This window comes from Nitrospira sp. M1 (assembly GCF_965152605.1).
Genome location: NZ_OZ224217.1, coordinates 3,297,495 through 3,318,698, shown reverse-complemented (window position 1 = coordinate 3,318,698; position 21,204 = coordinate 3,297,495). Strand labels below are relative to the sequence as shown.

The following is a 21,204-nucleotide window of genomic DNA, read 5'->3' as shown; positions in this document are numbered from 1 at the left end:
CCATCGTTTCATCCTTCGACGCTATTCGTGATGAAGTGATAGGAATGCATGGGGACTCTGCATGTCATGGAGTTCAAGTAATCAAGGCATCACCATTCAAGTTTCAAAGAACTTGTTACACAACATTTCCAAAAGACTAGGGCGAAACTAGATAACTTCTCGCAGTTTCCTTGGACATGGTTCTTAATCACGCCATGCCTGACTGGGAGACAATCTATCTTGAAGTCTCATCGCACCTGATGTCTCCATTGCGGATGTCCAGGGAAACGCCGCGCAATAACACACTTCGTACATACGAAAGTCTATGGGAGCAACGATAGACTTACTTCGTCTGCTTTTTGTATGACTCCAACGAGTCAGCAATGTTCTTCTGCACCCTCGTATAACTCGTTTGTCTAAATCTTTAGAAATTCGTATTCATTGTCTCTTTGTCACAAGAGGTGTCATGCCTAGAATCCCAACTATCCACTCATGAGAAATACTGCTGGCCCCTCACTCACCATTTTTCTTTCTTTCCAGGCGAATGTGCGTTGAGTTGTACGCATTACCTTTTCGGCAACAACTGAAGGCGGCAAATCGACGGTACGTGCTATGAGCGTGTGGAGCAATACGTCAAATATATAACCTTCGAATGGATCAAGTCGAAGGTACACCCTTCGAAGATGATTCCTTGTAGGAATGCAGAGGGATGTATTCGTGATATAGAGGAATCTGTATTATTGCGCGACCTCATGTAAGGTTTATTTCCAGGTTTCCGATGGACGTGCTGTTGATTGTTTATCGTTCTGCAGTATTCATGTTTCATGTGGCATAGAAGTCGTCAATCTGTCGAAAGGATTAACAGCGAAATGCTATTCTAAATGTGTTTGGATTCTGTCTGTTGTGACGAATTTGAAGAGATTGCTGGGTAGATTGACTCCAGGGTGTGCTTTCTGTCTCCTTGCGATGTATAGAAGTGAAAGTGAGAAGTGTTTTGGCTTGTTAGGAGTTAGGAGGAGGTGGGTTATCTTCTTGATGTCTGGTGGTGCGCCTCTGTCGCAAAAGTTAACACGATCCCGAATAGAGGTCAGATCGCCTGCTTACTGAAATTGAAGCAAATGAGTAACAGCTTAGATCAACCAATATGAGTGATAAAAAAGAGACGTAGGGTGAGGTTGTGGCATTGCGTTTGCTTAACTTAGGTATGAACACGGGATAGGAAAATGGGTATCTCAGACATTACAAACTATCATACGAAGGAGCACACTATGAATTCCATCATGACATTCATCAATGACGAAGAAGGCGCGACAGCAATGGAATACGGATTGCTCGCGGCCTTGATTAGCGCGGTCATTATCGGTGCGGTCCAAACGCTTGGGACTCAGATCACCGTGGCACTAAATACCGTTTCAACTGCCATGGGTGGCGTGAATAACTAACTTCTGTGCCGTAAAGTCGATTGATACTTTTTGCAGTGTTTGCCGTAAATAGAGCTCTACTATTAGCCGTCTCAATCGTGAAGATTGAAACGGCTAATATTTTGGTGTGAGTCAAGCCTGATAGGAGACGGCTTGTCCAATGAGATTTCCCATTGTCAAGTTTCGTTAGATAAACAGTATCAAAATACTATTGATCGTTCCTCTCTTCAATCTCTGTGCAACGGCCATGTGCCGATCGTCTCCATCCAGCCCTGTTGGTAGTCATAAGATTGTATAATAGCCCCTGTCACTATATTGAGTCATCGGGGCCATCATCTGGTGCGAAACAACTACTGTTTATTGTGTCTTGTATTGTTGTGATATTCCGGTCGGTCAATATCGTAACGGAAAAGAAGAGATGACGGGCCTGAAATTCTGGAGAGACATACCATAGATACTGGGTCAATATCATGTTACATGAGAAGGAAATGTCTTGCTTTTTCAGAAACGGTGCGTGTGGTTTCTTGTGTAGACATTTTGCCGTATGCAAGGTACGCTACATGGGTAAAATAATGGGAAAGTTCTAGCATGATTCAACGATCCATCGAATATTGTCAACGGGACTTGTGGGAAGCCAATCTCGAAAGTCTTGAGCCATTTCAACGATATTGGGTGAGTTTCCTCCGTCTCGTTTTTGTGGCAGCCTGGGAATTTAAGGAAAGTGTCCTCAGTATTCGAGCTACCAGTTTAGTTTACACGACATTACTGTCTATCGTGCCATTTTTAGCTGTGACGTTTTCAGTGCTCAAAGCGTTTGGCATTCATCAAGAGATAGAACCACTGCTGGGACATGCCTTAGAGCCACTAGGCGAAAAAGGGCAAGAGATTACTCGTAATATCATCGGGTTTGTTGACAATCTAGAGGTTGGAGTGTTGGGGGCTGTCGGTGTTGCTGGGCTCTTTTATACAACGTATTCCTTGATTGCGAAAATTGAAGAGGCTTTGAATTCAGTCTGGCGAGTGCAGCAAGGCCGGCCTTTTGCTCGCCAGTTCACGGATTATCTTAGTGTCGTTCTTGTTGGCCCCGTCTTTGTCTTTACCGCATTTGGATTAACCGCATCGGCGCAAAGCCACTGGCTGGTACAGCAAGTTGTCTCCATTCAGCCTTTTGGCTATTTGATGATCTGGGCGACAAAGTTGTTGCCCTTTGTCTTCATCTGTTTCGTCTTCACCTTCCTCTATAAATTTGTTCCCTACACAATGGTGAATTTGAAGTCTGCATTGATGGGAGGGCTGACAGCTGGAGTGTTGTGGCAACTCGCGGGTTTGGTGTTTGCCAAAACCGTGGCCAGTTCCGGGAACTACAGCGCAATCTATTCCAGTTTTGCAGTGCTCATTCTCTTTTTGATCTGGCTCTATGTCGGTTGGCTCATTGTGTTGGCTGGAGCGCAAGTCGCGTACTATCATCAACATCCATCAGCCTACCTGATGCAATTACGGTGGAGACAAAACACCCATACATTTCGTGAACATGCCACATTGGCCATTTTGCTGCAGATGACCCGGCGTTATTTTGGTGGTTCACCGCCATTGGAAGAGTCGCGTCTTGCACGAAACTTGAATGTTCCGCTTTCAGTCGTAGAAGATGCCATCAAGCTTCTTGTAGAGGGAGGGATAATCGTCAGGACCGCAGAGCCGGTTGGTGTGACGCTTGGCCGTCCGCCAGAGCAAGTGTCCGTTGTTGAGGTTCTCGATTTGGTTCGTGCGCAAGATCAAACCTGTGCCCTCTTCTCCAATGCAGAAATGAAAGAGGTTGGAAAGGTCTTGAGACGACGAGATAATGCGGTTGAAGAAGCGTTAGAAGATGTCACGCTGAAATCCCTTGCACTCAATGGACGATTTCCTCAAGATCTGACGACTCCTCAATTGATCCATGCCGAAGAAGCCGAAACTGTTATTGCACCAGCCGTACAAGACTAATCGATGTCTATGCATTTCGCTTTTTCCTATACTGTCTTTTGATACTGAAAAAATGTCTAGAGTAAGAATGCAAAAGGATATGATGGCGCTATGAAAATCGGACTCATCCAAATGTCCTGCTCTCCGAATGCGTCGGAAAACACCGAGAGAGCCGTTTCTCGTATTGAAGAAGCTGTACGTGGTGGAGCAGCGCTTATCTGTCTGCCTGAGCTGTTTCGTTCACAATATTTTTGCCAACGAGAAGATGCGGCTCTATTTGATTTAGCTGAAACAATACCTGGGCCAACGACCGAAATCTTGAGTAAGGTCGCTAAGGAGAAGAAGGTTACGATTGTTGTGCCGCTCTTTGAGCGACGGGCTGCAGGTGTGTACCATAACTCGCTGGTTGTGTTGAATGAGCACGGTGAGATCGCTGGCTTGTATCGCAAGATGCATATACCCGATGACCCTGCCTATTACGAAAAATTTTATTTCACGCCTGGAGATAAAGGCTTCCAAGCGATTCAGACATCACATGTCACGATTGGTCCGTTGATTTGTTGGGATCAATGGTACCCTGAGGCTGCTCGACTCACTGCATTACGTGGTGCGGAAGTCCTGGTGTACCCCACGGCCATTGGATGGCATCCTGCCGAAAAGGCTCAAGAGGGCACAGCACAACGTGAGGCCTGGATGACCATTCAGCGAAGTCATGCGATTGCCAATGGAGTCTTTGTCGTCTCAGTCAATAGAGTCGGCCATGAGATTCCGGTGGAAAGTGGAGATGGCATAGAGTTTTGGGGCAGTTCCTTTGTCTGTGATCCGTTCGGTGTGATTCTGACTCAGGCCTCCGTGGAAAAAGAAGAAGTGCTGCTTGTCGACATTGACTTAGGACGAATTGAAGAGACCCGTCGGAATTGGCCTTTCCTCCGCGACCGCCGTATTGATGCGTATGGAGGGATCACGAAGAGATTCATTGATGAACCCATCCCTTAGATGATTGTGTTGTTTTTCTCTCCGCTCACTATTCTCATTACATACCTCGATCCTGACTATCTATGTGAATGATATGATTTCTTCTGCATCAAAAAGTTACCGCATGCCGGCGGAATGGGAGCCACACGAAGCCACGTGGATTGGGTGGCCGCATAATGCAACCGATTGGCCAGGAAAGATGTCCACCATTTCTTGGGTTTATGGTGAGATTGTTCGGAAGATTGCGAATGGAGAGATTGTTCGTATCCTTGTGAATGATAAGACGCATGAACACAAAGCGAAGCGGGTGTTAGAACGTGTAGGTGTTCCTCTTTCCATGATAGAGTTTTTTCGAATTCCTACTAATCGTGGTTGGACTCGCGACTTTGGACCAATTGTCGTGAAATCATCAGAGCCAACGTCCGAACGGTGTATTGCTCGATTTCAATTCAATGCCTGGGCGAATTATCCAGATTGGCAAAAGGACAATCGGGTTCCTGAACGTCTTGGGTCTAAGTTGAATATGGCTGTGTCGCTTGTGGAGCATTTCGGACGACGCGTGGTTCTCGAGGGGGGAAGTATTGATGTGAATGGTCGTGGAACGTTGCTCACGACAGAAGAATGTCTTTTGGATGAGCAGGTGCAAGTGCGAAATCCAGGGTTTGGCAAGCATGACTATGAGCAGGTTTTTCATGATGCATTAGGCGTGTCCAATGTCGTGTGGCTTGGCAAAGGCATTGCTGGAGACGATACGCATGGGCACGTGGATGATCTTTGCCGATTTGTGAATCGAAATACGGTAGTGGTCTGTCAGGAATCCAATACGCACGATGAAAACTACTATCCCTTAGCAGAAAATCGAGAGAGACTTGCTGGGATGAAACTTGAAGACGGTTCTTCGGTGGATGTGGTCTCTTTGCCGATGCCATTTCCATTATATTTTGAGGGTCGTCGACTTCCTGCCAGCTATGCGAATTTCTATATTTCGAATGCTGCCGTGCTGGTCCCAACTTTTAATGATCCCCATGATCGCGTGGCCTTAGGTATTCTGGGAGACCTGTATCCCGATCGTCCAGTCGTTGGTGTTCACGCGGTTGATCTTGTGTGGGGATTTGGCACGATTCATTGCTTGACTCAACAGCAGCCGGCCTGAACACGTGGCTCGTGAATCGTCGCTTGTATTTCGCACAAAAACTCAGAGGATTAGTCTTTTACGAGATACGAACGACGAGATACGTGATACATTTTTTGAGAGAGAGTTATGAGTACTGAACTATCGGCATCATTTTCTCTCCCGTCGCCGTTGCGGATTGGTTGGATTGGAACCGGTGTGATGGGGGCTTCGATGTGTGGGCACATATTGCGCGCTGGGTATGACGTGACTATTTTCACCCGATCACGCGAGAAGGCTGAAGGCTTGCTGACCCAGGGAGCTCGTTGGGCGGATTCGCCAAGGGTCGTAGCTGAACGAAGTGATGTTGTGTTTACCATCGTGGGGTTTCCTGAAGATGTGCGAGAAGTCTATCTCGGTGAAGGTGGCATGCTGGCAACGGCCAGTGCCAATATGGTGTTTGTCGATATGACGACCTCACAACCGTCTTTAGCGATAGAGATAGCTGAAATTGCACGAACCAAAGGTGCCTATGCCATAGACGCTCCTGTTTCAGGTGGGGACATTGGGGCCAAGAATGCGGCGTTGTCTATTATGGTGGGAGGCGATGGATACATCGTAGATGCCATCAAGCCTGTATTGTGTGTGTTCGGGAAATCTGTGATACATCAGGGTGGCCCTGGAAGTGGTCAACACACGAAGCTGTGTAATCAAATCGTCATAGCTGGAACGATGGTTGGTGTGTGCGAAGCGCTTGTCTATGGTTACCAAGCTGGGCTCGATCTCCATACCATGTTGGGTTCCATTCGAGGCGGTGCTGCGGCCTGTTGGACATTGGAGAACTTGGCACCTCGGATGCTTGAGCGAAACTTTGATCCTGGGTTTTTGGTCGATCATTTTATTAAGGATATGGGGATCGCTCTAGAAGAGTCGACACGTATGGGGCTTCGGCTGCCGGGACTCGCCCTCGTTCACCAACTCTATCTTGCTGTTCAAGCACATGGGCGTGGTCACATGGGAACGCATGCACTCCTCCTTGGCCTCGAACATCTGTCAGACGTTCAACTCAAGACATGAAACGTTGCTCGTTGCTCGTGAATTGTATCTCGCGAAGAAAAACTATAAAACTCTTCTCACGAAAGACGAGGTACGAACGACGAGCAACGTTTTTTATTTTGTGGAACAACCAATGAAAACACTTGATGACCTGAAGCATATTCTTACCCACATCGATGGACGTGGGTATAAGGCGTACAAGGAAATTCAAGGAGCGTATGATGATGATTGGTTGAAGCTTTACATCGACCATGTTCAGGGTGATCCCTTTGCGGCTCCCACAACAATTCGCGTGCGTGTCCATCATGCGATTTCCAAGATTCCTTCCGATCTGTGGGTGAACCACGTTCGATGTGTGGCGCTTCGAGATTTTTTGGCTCGCCTGGTTCATCGTTCGATTCAATCAACAGTTCAGAGCCATCGTGGTATGGGCAAAAGCGGGTTGATCTCTATTGATGTTGGTGGACAAGAGATTCTTGAAAGAACTGCTGTGGTCATAACAAAGCACTGGGTCGAAACGCGACTTGAAGTTGGGCTTCCAGCAGCGGGACGAACCATTCTGGGCAAACAGGCTGAAGCCATGTTATGCCAAGACATTCCGCATATTGTTCAACAGAGTCTTGTCTGGTCGCAATTGCCCCAACAATTATGCCAAGAGCATGTGGACTATGCTGAAAACTATGCGGCCATCCAGCAGACGTTATCTGCGAGAAGTTTAGTCGCATTTGTCGCGGATGGATCAATCTTGCCGCGAGAACGTGGAGATTCTGCACAACCTTTATCAGTTGAATATGCAACGCCATGGTATAGTCCTGACTCGTTGCACGTGACATTTGAAGTACCTCATCCAGTAAAAACTCAATCTGGTGGCATGACTCGTTCACTAAGAGGATTGGGTATTCCTTGCGGTATTACGCTGATCGTCGGAGGAGGCTATCATGGAAAATCAACTGTGCTGCAAGCCATTCAACATAGTGTGTATCCACATGTTCCTGGAGATGGACGGGAGTATGTTGTCACGTCTTCCGATGCCGTGAAGATGCGAGCTGAAGATGGACGACGAATTGGCAGTGTTGATATAAGTGGGTTTATTGGTCATCTTCCACAAGATCTGCCAACAACGTGTTTCTCGACTGATAATGCGAGCGGGAGTACGAGTCAGGCTGCCAGTATTCTTGAAGCATTAGAGATTGGAAGTCGTGTTATTCTTTTGGACGAAGATACGAGTGCCACGAATTTTCTCGTGCGGGATGCACGTATGCAGGCTCTCGTCCGTAAGGCAGATGAACCGATTACGGCATTTGTCGATCGAGTGAAGGAGCTGTACGAAGAAATAGGAATGTCCACGATTCTCGTCTTGGGTGGGTGCGGTGATTATTTTGATGTGGCGGATCATGTGATTTTCATGAAGGAATTTCATCCGATAGATGTCACACTTCAGGCAAAAGACATTGCCAGGACTCATCCATCTGCGCGTCGAAGAGAAGTCTCAGGCCCGTTGCCTTCTGTCCGTGCACGAATTCCACAAGCGAATAGCCTTGATTCATCCCATGGGCGAAAAGAGAGACGCATTACCGTCCGTGGAATCAATGAAATTGTATATGGTGAAGCCATAATCAATATGGAAGCCGTTGAGCAACTTGTTGATGTGAGTCAGACGCGAGCCGTGGGATATGCGCTTGATGTGATGAAACAGCGATTGATGAACGCTGAAACACCCATTTGTGAAATTGTCTCAGCGTTGGATGAAATATTTAATCAGGAAGGTCTTGATGTTTTGAGTCCATTTGTTCAGTCTGGTGCCCATCCAGGAAATTTCGCCCGTCCCCGTGCGCAAGAGATTGCTGCAGCGCTCAATCGCCTGAGAACGATCCGTTTTCAGCAAACTGATTATAGCGAAACCAAATAACTTCCAGCCGAATTTACATCATGTACCCAGCGCAAACATAGAGGAAAGTTATGCCCGCCTGGATGCCCTGTATACAATTGACGGTTCAATAACGAAGGGTTATAGCGAATCCAAATACGTTCCAAACAGGAAAATACAACGAACTCAGCGCGGTACAACGTTTCCACCAGCGGAAGTTATTTGAAACGGCTATAACCAGTATTCAGTGGATCGACATTTATAGCGAAACCAAATAATTTCCAGCCGAATTTACATCATCCACACAGCGAAAAAACACACGTCGTACAGACGGAGTATATTGGAACGGCTATAACCGATTCGGCATAACTGAAACGGCTATAATCCTTCTTGTCTCTCATAGCCCGAAATCACGGTTAGAACTCTCCTTTGGTTTTCTTTAAAAAATGAACACGTATGCCGTGTAGTATGACGCATGTTCTACTTCCAGCAGACCTTCATTCTTCATGTGTAGAACAGACGTTATTGAAGTCACTTGGTTTGACTGAAAGCAGTCTTTGACCAGACGAAGCAAGAAATTATGTCGATGTCAGGAAATAGTAAGAATTTTGAATGACGGAGAAATGGAAGGGGAGGTGAGATTACATGGTGACCCAATCAGAAAGGAATTGTTCAACTCGAACACCTTCTTGTTCGGGGTCCAGCACTTTGATGATTTCTGGTATCGAGGTGCCCTTATGCATGGTGGCAAAATTGATAGGGACTGGCTCTGAAAATGGTTGTTGTGAGGCATTCTGAATCAGAAGGATTGTCGGATGCAAGAGATTCTCTTTTGAGTGAGCCGTGACAATGCCGCGTTCACCGGTATTGAGTTCAACTAAGCTGTAAATGGGATAAATCCCGATTTGTGAGACCAATTGTGAAACGAGTTGTTGATCGAGTTGGTTCTTTTGCGCACGTTGATACAATTCACGAAGCGCCTGTTTCCCTGACATCGGTGGAAGTCCGAGTTGCCCTGTCAGCAATTCATCATACTCGTCAACGACGCGGAGTAGTCGGCTACTCGTGCTGGTGGACTCTGGTGCAATGAGCGTGGGATATCCTGTTCCGTCGAGACGTACGTGATGGGCCTCGACAATTGCTCGAACATCTTGAGAAATATCCGAACTCTCTTGCAGTATTTCCACACTCAACCGGGGATGAGAGTTGTACAGTTCATGATCCTCCTTCGACTGTCGATTTACGGGAGTCAACAATGCAGATGGTATACGAAGGAGTCCGACATCGTGCAGCAGTGCTGCCGTTCCTAAGGTTCGTAACTGAGAATCGTCATAGCCAATCAAGCGTCCTAAGAGGACGGCCAAGGTTCCCACGGACAGGGCATGTTCGTGTAAGTCAGCCGAAAACTCTCGTGTACGAATTAAGGCAATGCAGGCTTCTTCATGTTCGAGTGTTTGGGCAATGATGCTGTGCGTCACATCTTTGACCTGAGTGGCTTGAATGATGCCTGATGTGGCAATACTGGTTAGGAGGTCACGAACCGATTCAAGCATTTGAGATCGAACGTCTCGCGTCGAGGACAGTTCGTTGGAGAGCGATTTGCCACGGAGAGTTTTCGGGAGGTTTGCAATACGCTCTGTGGCACGCTGCTCTTCAGTCTGTACGTCTGATTGGACGGTGTTGGCAGGTTCTAATTGCTCAGTGCGATTTGCCGTACCTTGACTCTCAATGTGTTGATCGGTATCAATTCCGCGATTTATGTCGATGGTAAGGTTCTTGACTCCACATTGTATGAGCTTATCAATTTGCGTGTGTGTACGAATTGAAAATCGATGGCGAAGAAAAGGTGTCTCCATCCAGGGGCGATCGATTCCACACACGTACATCCCGATTGTGAGTGCCTCGATTGGTATGGTTTTCTGTGACATCGTGATGATGAGAGTGATTGCGAATCTATCTCGTGTTCCTCATAAGGTATTTCGGACGCAATCGTTTCATTCTTTACTGATTTCTAACGTTCTTCTCACTTAGTTATCCGTCCGTTTCTGGGCTGTTCTTGGTATTCGTATGCTTGTGAGACAAGGCTGAGACGGACGATGAGCGCGCCTCGGGATCTATCTGTCCTGTGGATTTTCTGCGACGCGTGACGTTTTCCTCTATCTTTCCCTCAAGTCAGTGTATTTCCTCACGTCTCCCCGTCAACGCTAAGGCACCCTTCTCTGACAAAATTCTGACAGGCGACAGCCTTTGTTCACGGCATGGAATATTTTGCCGTGAGGCACGAAGTCTGTTGATCGTGAATAAAAAAGCGGATTTTTCCTCAAGGGGCAGGTCTTTCTTCATTTACGTGTCGGTCATTCTTGACTCAGATGATGTGGCATTGGCTTTGCTCAAGTTTAGGTATCTGGCTACCGAATATCGAAGTACAGCAGTGAAAGACAAGCCAGCAAAAGGAGAAAGAACATGGCCAACCGAAATATATCCTCCACTCACAGGTGTTCGGATTTTGACAGCCATTTGAGAAAGAGAGAGACAGTGTTCGGTCGATATATTCTGAGTCTACTCTTGGTGTTCCTTTTCGTTGGTTCGTATGTTGAAAAAGCAGATGCTCAAGCCGTACCACCGGCCTCGATGACCAAACGGTCTATTATTCCGATTCTCGGAACGACCTATAATGAACAATGGGAGCAAGTGGGGATTGTGGCCGATGTAGAAGTGGAATTTGAGCGGCGAGATGATCACGAAGGGTTGCAGTTAGATTTTCTTACCAAGCCAGGACGGTTTTCATCTTTGGCGAAACGTTCCGTTCAGGACGCTCTTGCCCTGGTGACGCAGGCTGCGGGATTGAATGCCGATTCGTGGACCGTACGTTTCCGGTTGCCGTATGCAGGGGTGACCTTATACGGAGAGAGTCTGTCAGCCATGGCTGCAATGAGCGTCGTCGCCTTAGCCAAGGGCGAGATGGTGCATTCAGATATTGTAATGACGGGAACAGTCACTCCCGAAGGATCGATTGGTACGGTTGGAGGCATTCCATTGAAAATTGTTGCGGCGCATCAAGAGCATTTTCGTCGAGTGTTGATTCCAGAAGAGCCGGATGTCGCCGATGGCGACTGGCAAACGCCTTTTCTGATGCATGTGTCACCGGTCAAATCTGTTGATGTGGCGTATTTTGCGCTGACAGATCATCCCCTCAAGGCCTCTGGTGCTGATCAACAAATTGAGGTAAGCTTAGCTCGTTAAGCACATTACCCTCACGCAAGACATGTCTGTGTCGGGATACTCTGGTAATCTTCTGATTCTGCACCATGAATGTTGCATGTTCGCGAAGGACCGTACAGATTCATGATGCATCATGTCTTTGACTTCTGCTGACTTCATACGTTCTAGAGAATATGAGCAATCAACAACAGCACACACGACCCTGCTTCGCGGTCGATATCGATAATGTTCTGGCACGTGCCGAAAGAGAAGTTCAGCGCTGGTACTTGGAATTAACAGGAAAGCCTTGGCCTCGCGGGCAATATGGAAGTGCGGGAGGTTTAGATACTGGTCAGGTGACGCTCGATATTGTCGAAGAGATTTTTGCCCGGTTTCATGAAACCTCAATCCCACGTCTTCCCCTTTTGCCGAGTGCAAAGCTTGCGTTACAGCAATTGCAGCACAAGTATCGTATTGTCATTATCACGGCTCGACGACCCACTTCGCGTCCACAAACATTAGCCTGGCTTCAATCGCATCAGATTCCGTTTGAAGAACTGTATCATACGGAAGACAAAGCCGGGGTTCCTGAAGACATTCGTTTAGCGGTGGACGATCATCCACTGCATGCGCTTGCGTATTGCGAATTAGGTATTCGTGTCTTTCTCATGGATCAACCATGGAATAGAGGTGTGACGCATTCATTGTTGACGCGAGTCACTGGATGGGACGAACTTCTCCACGTCCATGATAATGGCAACGTAACACGTCAAACGGTGACTCTCTTGGAATCTCCTCGGGTGAAGGATCTTTTGCAATCAGTCAATCACGACGTTACGTGTACCGCCGTTGAAGCGTCATGATCTGGCTGTGTATTTCTTCAATGTTGTCTCTGTTCAATTATATGCTCTAGGCATTGACGAGAAGATGTTTCTTGGCGTTTGTTGTTGATGCCTTCCCTCCTTACTCTCTGTTTAGATCTACTGAAATTCCCTTCGCAAGTTTTCATTCTGACATCCGATAAGACCCTGAGCTCAGCGTGTATGAAGCGTGCCGCTTCCTGAACAATTTCAAAGCCAATGCTGGAAAACATGTGAGGGGGAAACATGTCGTTCGATACTGTGATTCAAGAAAATCAGCATGCGTTACCGTGGACCGTTCTCGTTGCTGAGGATAATCCTGATGATTGTCGATTGACTGAAGAGGCATGGAACGAAGCGCAACTTGGACACGAAATTCGTTTCGTTCATGATGGCAAGGAACTTCTTGATTATTTGTACAATCGAGGAAGCTTTGTTGATGCGGAAACGGCTCCACGTCCAGGGGTGATTCTCTTAGATCTGAACATGCCACAAAAAAGCGGAAGTGAAGCTCTCATGGAAATCAAAACCGATCCAGCCCTTGCTCGTATTCCGATTATTATCTTGACGACATCAAAGGCGACACAAGATATGTTGAAGACCTCGGTGTTGGGGGTCAATGGGTATATCACGAAGCCAGGGACATTTAACGGGTACATTCAGATGATGCATAACCTTGCGCAGAACTGGTCAGAAATGATGGATCTGCCTTTTTCTCGTCGTGAACCAGGTCCAAGCGATTGGCTTGGGAAGACCGCCTTATGTTAGGGGCGATTTCGAAGATGAAGTCTTGCCTACGTGTTGATACGATATAACCGCTATTTCTTATTTATGCTCTGAAGAAGAAGACTCAGATCGATTTCCTTCTCATGATGAATGTTCAGACGCGGACGTTCTCTACCCGTTTTGCCGACATCATACACTGCGGTTCGACGTACAATAGAGTGTTCATCGAAAAAGTCTTATTCGGCACTTAAAGATTTGCCTGAAATTGCCGATGAAGCAGATAGGGTCTGCCTGAAGATGATGTGACCTCATAATTTGGTGCAAACGATGCGTACGTTGTTTTTTTACTCATCAACCGGAAGAGCAAAATAACTATGAAACAGCCATTATTTTCTTGCAGTTTGGTCGTGGTTCTTGTGACTGGCATCTATTCGCCTGGATTGGCAGGTCACTATGATGAGGTTCTTCATCTTGTGAATCATCGTGATCAGCATGGACATCTTGTGGTGCCTCAGCATTCGAATGGGTCTAGTGACGAATCTGCCGTCTTGTCCGAACCGCAGGTGACTTCCAACATGGAAATGTCGGGTGCATCAACGACAGAGGCGTATTCGAATGATGAGTCCAGTGACGTAATGAAAAAAACCGTGCTGCCAGCCCTTCCTGGGAGATATACATTTCGGAATACGAACTGGGGCATGAGCATTCCCACTGTCAAAACAAAAGAAACTGCGGAACTTCTGTGGGAACTCGACTCTCAGCCATTAGCGCCCGGTGAGCATCGGTTGGGCTATCAGACTCGTATCAGCGAGATTGATGCGGTATTGACCTACGCGTTTGAGCATGATCATCTTATACAGGCCAAGTACCTATTTGAAACCAACGAAGCGCAAAATGATGCTCAGCCCTTATGGTCCTACAAGAAAGTCAAGAGTTGGATTAGTCAGACCTATGGCCCACCTCAATCAGAGGAAAAGCTCTGGAGTAACGAATTGTATCGGTATGCGCCTGAACTGTGGGGGCGTGCGCTCATGCGAGGTCATCTCACTATTGTTGATGAGTGGAATGTCGATGGAACATCGATCATTCTTTTATTGAATGGTGGAGATGACTCGGTTGGTTTAATTGCTGAATTTTCAAATACCGCGCACATGGCAAATCAAGAATTTGTGTACCTGCCTCCTTCGTTTTTCGCGTTGTAAGATTTGTATTTTGTTTATTACGCGATCATCAACACGCTGAGAATATTCCTCTCTGCGTATTGGTGGTGGTCCTACCTAAAAACTCTACCTACGCTTTGCTCTCAGTTGCGTCGTTGATTTCGAGATCTCTATAGCGAATCCAAAAAAGTTCCAAGCAGGAAAATACCACAAACTCCGCGCGGGATAACGTTTGAACGAATGGAAGGTTATCCCCGCTTGAATGTCCTGGCAATGCGTGACGTGCTCTCTCACGTATTGGAGATCACTCGTGTACAAGATGGCGTATTATCGTTTCAGGATAACTGAAACGGCTATAGCCGCGAACGATGTCGGTTTTTTCTTGAATACGTTGTTTTTCGGTACGGGATGTGAGGATGAGGAAAACCGATATTGTCAGGTAACGAGAGGCGTTGCTACCACCAGTACCAATAGGGGTAGGGCCTATACAACCCACCATAGTATCCCCAATACGGGCCACCAAATGGATATCCATAGTAGGGGCGATTCCCATAGCCCCCTTGCTCACTCTCTTCCCAGACCTTGATGTGTTGAATGTTCATGGTTGGGTACACATAATCCATTTCATCAAGAGGTTCCGTTTGAGAGCCGGTGATCTTTCCAATAAGTGTCACCCGAGTTCCAGCTGGGACGGTGGCAGGGTCTAAAAATTCTGATTGAAACGCCAGCAGACGTCCCTCTGATTCTGTGCGATTACTGGTTGGTTCCTGGTCATCAGTCAGTGGGAGTTGTAAAATCGTAAGTCGAGTGTGATCTTTGAGTCGTTTCGCGGATAAAATTTCACCTCCAACCAGAACGAGCTTTCCCACATGCGAGTCGGGAGACTCCTTGATTTGCGCAAAGGAAAGATTGTGGTCGACCTGGCCCTGTAAACTTTTCGGAACGATGGAGTGTGGCGTTGACGAGCATGCTGACAAGAACCCGCAGAGCGAGAGTGCAAGGATATTTCGGATGTAGCGTTGCGTAAGAACAGATGGATATGCGGACATTCGATACCTCATAGCTACAGGATATCCCGTTAGGGGAGAGAATTCAAATGATAAGAGATAATAATGGTTGCGCTAGGGTACGATTTGTTCAGTCAACGTACGAATTCTCTCGTCTTTACCGCCTAATTTGAGATATTGCTGGTATTGCGCGAAGGCTTGAGCGGTGTCTTTACGATAAAATTCGTAGAATGTTCCCAGATTATAATAGGCCTCCACCAGGGTCGGATCTAAGGCTATGGCCTTTTTGTACACGCGCTCGGCTTCGTCGAGCTGTTCATTTTCTGCATACAGTATTCCTAAATTCAAGAGCACTTCGACATGTTCTGGGGCCAGCCGAGAAACGGTCTCAAACTGTTCAATCGCCGCTAATGGCTGACGTTGGTGTTGGTAGAGAGAGCCAAGATCATAGTGAGCATGGATGTGATCAGGGTTACTGGTGATGGCCTGTTGATAGGCTTTGATGGCAGGTGGAAACTGTGATTGCTGTTCGTTCACACGGCCAAGCAAATGCCAGCCGTCGGCATGATTTGGGGCGGTCTGGGTGAGTTGTTTCAGCAGTGTCATAGCCTGCGTTGTCTGACCGTCCTGCTTGTAGAGATACGCGAGATTATACAGGGCTTCAGATTGATTCGGCATATGAGACAGGACCGCTTGGTATTCTCGCATGGCCTGCTCATACGCGTGAGTTTGTTCGGACAGCTTGGCGAGTGTGAGCTGAGCTTCCCAATACTTGGGGTAAATTGTTAGCGCAGTTTGAAGAGACTGCTTGGCTTCGGGAAATTGCTGTTGCGTGATAAGGATCAATCCCAAATCATAGTAAGCTTTGGCAAAATTCGGATGTAGCTCTATGGCGCGGCGCAGGCTTGAAACCGCTTGCGAAGAGTTTGTGGATTCGTGAAAAAGGAGAATTCCTAAAAGGTGATGGGCTTCGGCAAATTGAGGAAAGTCTGCAATGGCGTGTTCGGCATGTTGTTTCGCTAAGGTCATATCGCCATTTTGGAGGAGTGATATGGCCTTGTTGTATAGCTCGCTTGCCTGATGAGCTTGAACGTTCTTTGGATAGGTGAATATCCATGTTGTCGCAATGATGAGGCTGATCATGAAGACGTTGAGAAGGTATGAATATGGTGAATGAGATGATGGTTTCATAGAGACTCCCTACCCGATGAACTTACCTGTCATGCTTGAGCTCATCGTCATGTTTTTCGTGTGCTGTAAATATGAAGATAAAGATAATTTCTCACGATCGGGAATGGCGTGAGAAGAGAATCTCTAGTTGTTTCAATGAATTTCCGCTATAGCCGTTCCAGTTATGCCGAATCAGTTACATGTCGATCTACTGGATTCTGATTGTTTCTTCGTTCTTGAACCGTCAATCGTATGCTGGGCATCCAGGCGGGCATAACTTTCCTCTATGTTAACGTTGTGTTGTGCGGAGCTATGGCCGATTTCCTGAACTTCGATACCTTGAAGTCCTTCATTCCGCAGGGAAAATCAGGATGGTTCAACTGAAATGTATTAGGATTCGCTATAGTTGTATTTTCTTATTTGGAACGTATTTAGATTCGCTATGGCTATAGTAAGTATAAAGTATTCTATAATGATGGAAAAGAAAAAGCCTTGGCCTCTAACGCGAGACCAAGGCTTTTCTTCGTTGTCGCTTCTGTAAGACGTGTGATAAGTCCTATCGAAGAATGATGAGTTGCCCTTTGTGATCACCGTTAGCAGACGGGTTGCTATAGGTTAAAACGTTTGTGGCTGTCACGGCCGTCAGGTCACTCGTGGGAATTCCAATGTATTTGGTTTCTCCAGGTTTCAGCAAGACTTTGGCTTCCATGACCCAAGGTCCGGCCTGCGAAGAATCTGCAGACAGGTGAAAGGTGTATTCACTATCCAGGGTATTGGTAACTTCAATTAGTATGGGACGTCCTGCTCGCCCCCCTGTACCCTGAGAGATTAAATTTAACACCGAGACTGGGGGGTACCAGCCGCTCGATCCAGCGACTTTTGCTGCCGTAAATGCCAAATCCACATCGAGTTCTGTAAATGGTTGACCGACGACAGAGCCAGTCTTCAGGTCACCAACTTCAACCCCGCCCGATTGAAGTGCGAGGGCTGATGAGAAGCCCCCAAGGATAAGGAAGAGGCCCAATCCTAAGCCAACGAAATAAGTCCGCATCACGATCCTCCTTTGTTGGAAACAAAAAATAATTGAACACAGTATTTCATGTTTTTCTCGTTTACTCGAGTATTTCTCGTTGTCAACATGAATGCTAGATTTCAATGGCAATTATCGCCGCCTGCGGGACGACCAATCATTGAAGTTGATCCTCCGCGAGGAACGTCATATCCGCTCAACCGTATTGTTTTCTCATTCGCGATTATCGCTGTCTTCGGGCCGTCTACTCGTTGAAGTCTCGCGTCCCCGCTGGGAACATCTGTTGGCTCACCGATGCGGTTTCTGATTCGCGATTATCGCCGTTTGTGAAATGTTCGATCATTGAAGTTGATCCTCCGCGAGGAACGTCATATCCGCTCAACCGTACTGTTTTCCCATTCGCGATTATCGCCGCCTGTGGGCCGTCTACTCGTTGAAGCCGCATCCCCGCTGGGAACATCTGTTGGCTCACCGATGCGGTTTCTGATTCGCGATAATTCCATGAAGGGTTGGGATGAAGAGGAGGTAGGCGAACCGTCCTTCATCCCAATCATCCTTCACAGAATAGGGAAAGAGCATAGCAAAGAAATTTTGGAAGGCCCTTCGCTGCTCTTACCCCAATAACCCGCGGTTTCGGTATGAAAATTCACTCAAACACGATCACACGGATTCTTAGTATTGACAGATACGATAAACCAACAGTTGCCTGTTCATGTACTTGAGAAAACGAAGGACAGTATACGGGGGGAAGAAACCGTGGTCTACAGGCGTGTGCCATCAGATACTACACCATGCTACACGGAGCACTATTTTTTTTGAGTAAAAACGAATGGTTTGAGTGGGATGTTTGGATCGTTAATCGTTCCCTGAGCAGACCATAAACAAGACATGGAAAGCTCCTCTTTTCTGACATCGTGCGTCGTCTCTATGACGATGAGATGAAGAGAGGAGCTTTCATGTAGAGCTTAATGAGACTTGGGAGTTGCGAAGCGAATTTCCTTGCCGACGAATTGTTCGCCGTCTTTCGACACTTCAGCAACAAGTCGGTCACCGACTTGAGGTCTGGCATCCTTCGTTTCAATACCGTCTTGTTGAAAACTTGTTTGAGCGTGAATGGTGATCGACACTGTTTTCCCCTTTGGCGTCTTCACGACGATGTGGTCGGCGCTCGACTCTGTGACCGTTCCAAGTACATGTTCATTTCCACCGTGAGCCCAGACTAAAGAGGTGGTGAGAGGTAACGAAAGCAATACAACAATAGCCAACCAGCGTGTCATGAGCGTTCTCCTTTTTTAACCTCAACCGAGCAAGTTGTCACGGCGATCTGTAACGAACTGTTCAATTCAGGGTTACGATGAATATTAATGATGATGTTCGGCTGCAGGTTGAATATCTTCTCCAGCAAGGAAGCTGTCCAAGGCTTCTTGCTCGTCACGTTCGGCTTGCGTGATGGGATTCATGGTTTTCATTTTTTTAATTTCTTCTGGTGTAATGTTGGGAAGATGACGAATGAAATGGACGAGTTTCCAACTCTCAGTATCTTTGTCCGGATCACCGTCGCCCCAGGCAGGCATGCCTGTAAACCGCACCCCATAGTGAATAACGTAGAATATTTCTCCATCTGACATCGCCTGAATGGTCTGGCTACGTAGGTCAGGAACCGGAGGATAAAAATTAGGTCCCATGGGTGTTTTCCCACTTCCGTCATTCGCATGACAGTTTGCACAATGATCGGCAAAGTGATGTAACGCATCGGCTAGCACCTCGGGCTCAGGCGGTATGGGGTTCTGTGCATGACGTAGGTGGCTCGGCACGGCCCAATGACGAATGAACCTGACAAGTTGAACTTCGAGCTCTGTCGGTTTCCCCTTAGCGCTGAACGCTCCAGGGAGAAGCCAGAGTGTGAGGATGAGGATGCTGATGCTAAAAATGATTCCTAACGTAATCCAGGTTTTCAAGTGTTATCTCCTTAAGACTGTGACGAAGATTGCGTAGAGGAATTTCCCATTTTTTCTATAGACCTTCATGCGTATCTGTTTGTGACACCAGTAACAAATTCTTCCTCTCCAGTGCAAAGGTATGTGTGAGAAAGTGCATCTGGGGGTTGCTATTGTTGTGAGGCTTTTGAGTGGCCTTTTGGTTACGAGAAAAGTTGAGGATTTTTAGACATGCTCAACTATCTTATCATGTTAACGACATTGGAGATGAGCGGGCCTCAGGTTTTAATGCAGTCAGAGGTTTTTCTTGTAGCACTCTGTAGCATCTTGAGGCTCTCATTGAATGATAGTATTAGCTGATGGTCTTTGAATAGGAAGGACAGGAAAAAATTCTGACACTCTCTTGGCTTTTCGTATGGTTTCGCCTTCACTTTGCCTATGGGTTTTGGCTTGCCCTAATCTTGCTGGGTTGTCTATCTTCTCGATTTTTTTAATGAATTTTCAGAAGTCAAAAAAGGAATATACATTGCACAAGATTATATCCATTCGCAATTCGAAGATCTTTATAGGCCGTGGGCAATATTTTGAGGTGTTACATTCTAAACGCTTCATACCATTAATTTCCTCAGCATGTCTTAATCTTCAGATAAAGAAGCGTAGCATGATACACCCAATAGAAGGTGGCCTTGAGGAATCTCAAACAAGGGGGCAAGAGTATGACTAGTCCTTTAGAAATTTCTGATGCGTTCAGGACTATGTGCAAAGTAGCGGTTGAAGCTGGTTTATCGCGTAAGGAAATGGAGAATGCCGTTGATGCCGCGTGGCTAGTCAAGGCTGATTGGGATCGTCAGTTCCTTGAAGGACGGACGTGTCAATCTGTGTAATGCCTGTTGAATCTGTTGAATGATTTTTATTAAAGGAGACGGATGAGGTACTCATTCGTCTCCCTGTGGGTCTTCCTTCCGTTCCCTATTATCTCATCTCATTAAAATGGCTCATCGCATTGTTGGCATGTCCCGTGGCAACTTCGGCATGATTTTCTTTTCCATGTGCGATTGCCTCGTCAAGCTCATTGACGGCAGCATCTAAGTGAGGATTGCTGACTTCTTCCTGGCCCGCTTTTGCATGTGTTTGCGCAGCAGTTGCATGTGTGACGAGTGCATCGGCATGTCCCATACTGCCATGATCAATCGCTTCTTGGGTGTGGGCGATGGCTTCAAGCACGTGAGCATTGCTTGCAGCACCGGAGGCCATGGGTCCGCTTGTACATCCGCTAACGGCTAGAGTGAGAATTCCAATAGCAAGAGTCAGTCGTACGGTGGTTCTCAATGTGTTCATGCATCCTCCTAGATCAAAATTGAAATGAGTCATCAAGCCTTTTCTCGACATGTTGACCATTATGCCTACCGATACCTATGTATACTACAACTTGTAAATACTTGCAAATAAACCTAGTTCTAGGAGTAGAACTGCGAAGTGCGATAGGGCTTGCTGAATGGTTGGAGGAATGAAAGTCGGGAGGGACGGCTCATTCAACGCAAGGTGCATCCGGATCAGGGCTCACCTCGTCTCTAGAAAAACATGCTCGTCAAAATTTGATGATGTCGTATTGAAGAGTCAATAGAGGTGTGTGATGTATGAAGCAATGGTCTACACAGGTAGGAGGGAAGCTGATATCTCATGACAGAATGAGCTTATCATGAACCAGGATCTCTGGTTGCCTTCTGTTTTTGTATGGATGTAGG

The 21,204-nt window shown here is 46.8% G+C and carries 19 protein-coding genes; 11 read left to right on the top strand and 8 right to left on the bottom strand.

What is annotated here, in order from left to right:
• The first annotated feature begins 1,247 nt into the window (after nt 1–1,247).
• The 6 genes from ACWHX8_RS14990 (at nt 1,248) to ACWHX8_RS14965 (ending at nt 8,410) form a co-directional block, all read left to right on the top strand.
• Nucleotides 1,248–1,421 (top strand): Flp family type IVb pilin, encoded by a 174-nt coding sequence (locus ACWHX8_RS14990; protein WP_447968937.1) that lies wholly within the window; start codon nt 1,248–1,250, stop codon nt 1,419–1,421.
• 567 nt (nt 1,422–1,988) lie between these two features.
• Nucleotides 1,989–3,380 (top strand): YhjD/YihY/BrkB family envelope integrity protein, encoded by a 1,392-nt coding sequence (locus ACWHX8_RS14985; protein ID WP_447968936.1) that lies wholly within the window; start codon nt 1,989–1,991, stop codon nt 3,378–3,380.
• Between the two features lie 90 nt (nt 3,381–3,470).
• Entirely contained in the window at nt 3,471–4,355 is an 885-nt protein-coding gene (locus ACWHX8_RS14980) for a carbon-nitrogen hydrolase (RefSeq protein WP_447968935.1), read from the top strand.
• Nucleotides 4,356–4,428: 73 nt separating this feature from the next.
• The gene (locus ACWHX8_RS14975) at nt 4,429–5,487 is read left to right on the top strand and encodes an agmatine deiminase family protein (RefSeq protein WP_447968934.1); all 1,059 of its coding nucleotides are present in this window, start codon (nt 4,429–4,431) and stop codon (nt 5,485–5,487) included.
• A 108-nt stretch (nt 5,488–5,595) separates the two neighbouring features.
• A complete protein-coding gene (locus ACWHX8_RS14970) occupies nt 5,596–6,522 on the top strand; it encodes an NAD(P)-dependent oxidoreductase (protein WP_447968933.1) in 927 nt (308 codons plus the stop codon).
• A 112-nt stretch (nt 6,523–6,634) separates the two neighbouring features.
• Nucleotides 6,635–8,410 (top strand): ABC-ATPase domain-containing protein, encoded by a 1,776-nt coding sequence (locus ACWHX8_RS14965; protein WP_447968932.1) that lies wholly within the window; start codon nt 6,635–6,637, stop codon nt 8,408–8,410.
• A 599-nt stretch (nt 8,411–9,009) separates the two neighbouring features.
• Here ACWHX8_RS14965 and ACWHX8_RS14960 read toward each other — a convergent pair.
• Nucleotides 9,010–10,296 carry an HD-GYP domain-containing protein gene (locus ACWHX8_RS14960; protein ID WP_447968931.1) on the bottom strand — a complete coding sequence of 429 codons (1,287 nt, stop codon included), beginning with the start codon at nt 10,294–10,296 and terminating at the stop codon, nt 9,010–9,012.
• 535 nt (nt 10,297–10,831) lie between these two features.
• On the opposite strand from ACWHX8_RS14960, the gene ACWHX8_RS14955 reads away from it, so the two are divergent.
• From ACWHX8_RS14955 to ACWHX8_RS14940, 4 genes are all read left to right on the top strand, one after another.
• Entirely contained in the window at nt 10,832–11,611 is a 780-nt protein-coding gene (locus tag ACWHX8_RS14955) for a S16 family serine protease (protein ID WP_447968930.1), read from the top strand.
• Nucleotides 11,612–11,763: 152 nt separating this feature from the next.
• Entirely contained in the window at nt 11,764–12,432 is a 669-nt protein-coding gene (locus tag ACWHX8_RS14950) for a 5' nucleotidase, NT5C type (RefSeq protein WP_447968929.1), read from the top strand.
• A 243-nt stretch (nt 12,433–12,675) separates the two neighbouring features.
• Complete coding sequence (locus ACWHX8_RS14945; protein ID WP_447968928.1) at nt 12,676–13,197, top strand: response regulator; 522 nt, start codon at nt 12,676–12,678, stop codon at nt 13,195–13,197.
• A gap of 332 nt (nt 13,198–13,529) precedes the next feature.
• Nucleotides 13,530–14,357, top strand: coding sequence for a hypothetical protein (locus ACWHX8_RS14940; protein ID WP_447968927.1), 828 nt, complete (start codon nt 13,530–13,532; stop codon nt 14,355–14,357).
• Nucleotides 14,358–14,770: 413 nt separating this feature from the next.
• On the opposite strand, the gene ACWHX8_RS14935 is transcribed toward ACWHX8_RS14940, so the two are convergent.
• The 6 genes from ACWHX8_RS14935 to ACWHX8_RS14910 all read right to left on the bottom strand — a co-directional run bounded on the left by ACWHX8_RS14935 (nt 14,771) and on the right by ACWHX8_RS14910 (nt 19,480).
• On the bottom strand, nt 14,771–15,364 hold the full coding sequence (locus tag ACWHX8_RS14935) for a Slp family lipoprotein (protein ID WP_447968926.1): 594 nt from the start codon (nt 15,362–15,364) through the stop codon (nt 14,771–14,773).
• Between the two features lie 72 nt (nt 15,365–15,436).
• A complete protein-coding gene (locus ACWHX8_RS14930) occupies nt 15,437–16,513 on the bottom strand; it encodes a tetratricopeptide repeat protein (protein WP_447968925.1) in 1,077 nt (358 codons plus the stop codon).
• A 535-nt stretch (nt 16,514–17,048) separates the two neighbouring features.
• Nucleotides 17,049–17,543 carry a hypothetical protein gene (locus tag ACWHX8_RS14925; protein WP_447968924.1) on the bottom strand — a complete coding sequence of 165 codons (495 nt, stop codon included), beginning with the start codon at nt 17,541–17,543 and terminating at the stop codon, nt 17,049–17,051.
• A gap of 223 nt (nt 17,544–17,766) precedes the next feature.
• Nucleotides 17,767–17,994: a hypothetical protein gene (locus ACWHX8_RS14920; RefSeq protein ID WP_447968923.1), complete on the bottom strand. Its 228-nt coding sequence runs from the start codon at nt 17,992–17,994 to the stop codon at nt 17,767–17,769.
• A 493-nt stretch (nt 17,995–18,487) separates the two neighbouring features.
• Nucleotides 18,488–18,799: a hypothetical protein gene (locus tag ACWHX8_RS14915; protein WP_447968922.1), complete on the bottom strand. Its 312-nt coding sequence runs from the start codon at nt 18,797–18,799 to the stop codon at nt 18,488–18,490.
• 84 nt (nt 18,800–18,883) lie between these two features.
• Nucleotides 18,884–19,480 carry a c-type cytochrome gene (locus tag ACWHX8_RS14910; protein ID WP_447968921.1) on the bottom strand — a complete coding sequence of 199 codons (597 nt, stop codon included), beginning with the start codon at nt 19,478–19,480 and terminating at the stop codon, nt 18,884–18,886.
• 695 nt (nt 19,481–20,175) lie between these two features.
• On the opposite strand from ACWHX8_RS14910, the gene ACWHX8_RS14905 reads away from it, so the two are divergent.
• A complete protein-coding gene (locus ACWHX8_RS14905; protein ID WP_447968920.1) occupies nt 20,176–20,343 on the top strand; it encodes a hypothetical protein in 168 nt (55 codons plus the stop codon).
• An 88-nt stretch (nt 20,344–20,431) separates the two neighbouring features.
• Here ACWHX8_RS14905 and smbP read toward each other — a convergent pair whose 3' ends face one another.
• Nucleotides 20,432–20,797: a small metal-binding protein SmbP gene (gene smbP, locus ACWHX8_RS14900; protein WP_447968919.1), complete on the bottom strand. Its 366-nt coding sequence runs from the start codon at nt 20,795–20,797 to the stop codon at nt 20,432–20,434.
• Nucleotides 20,798–21,204: the final 407 nt, after the last annotated feature.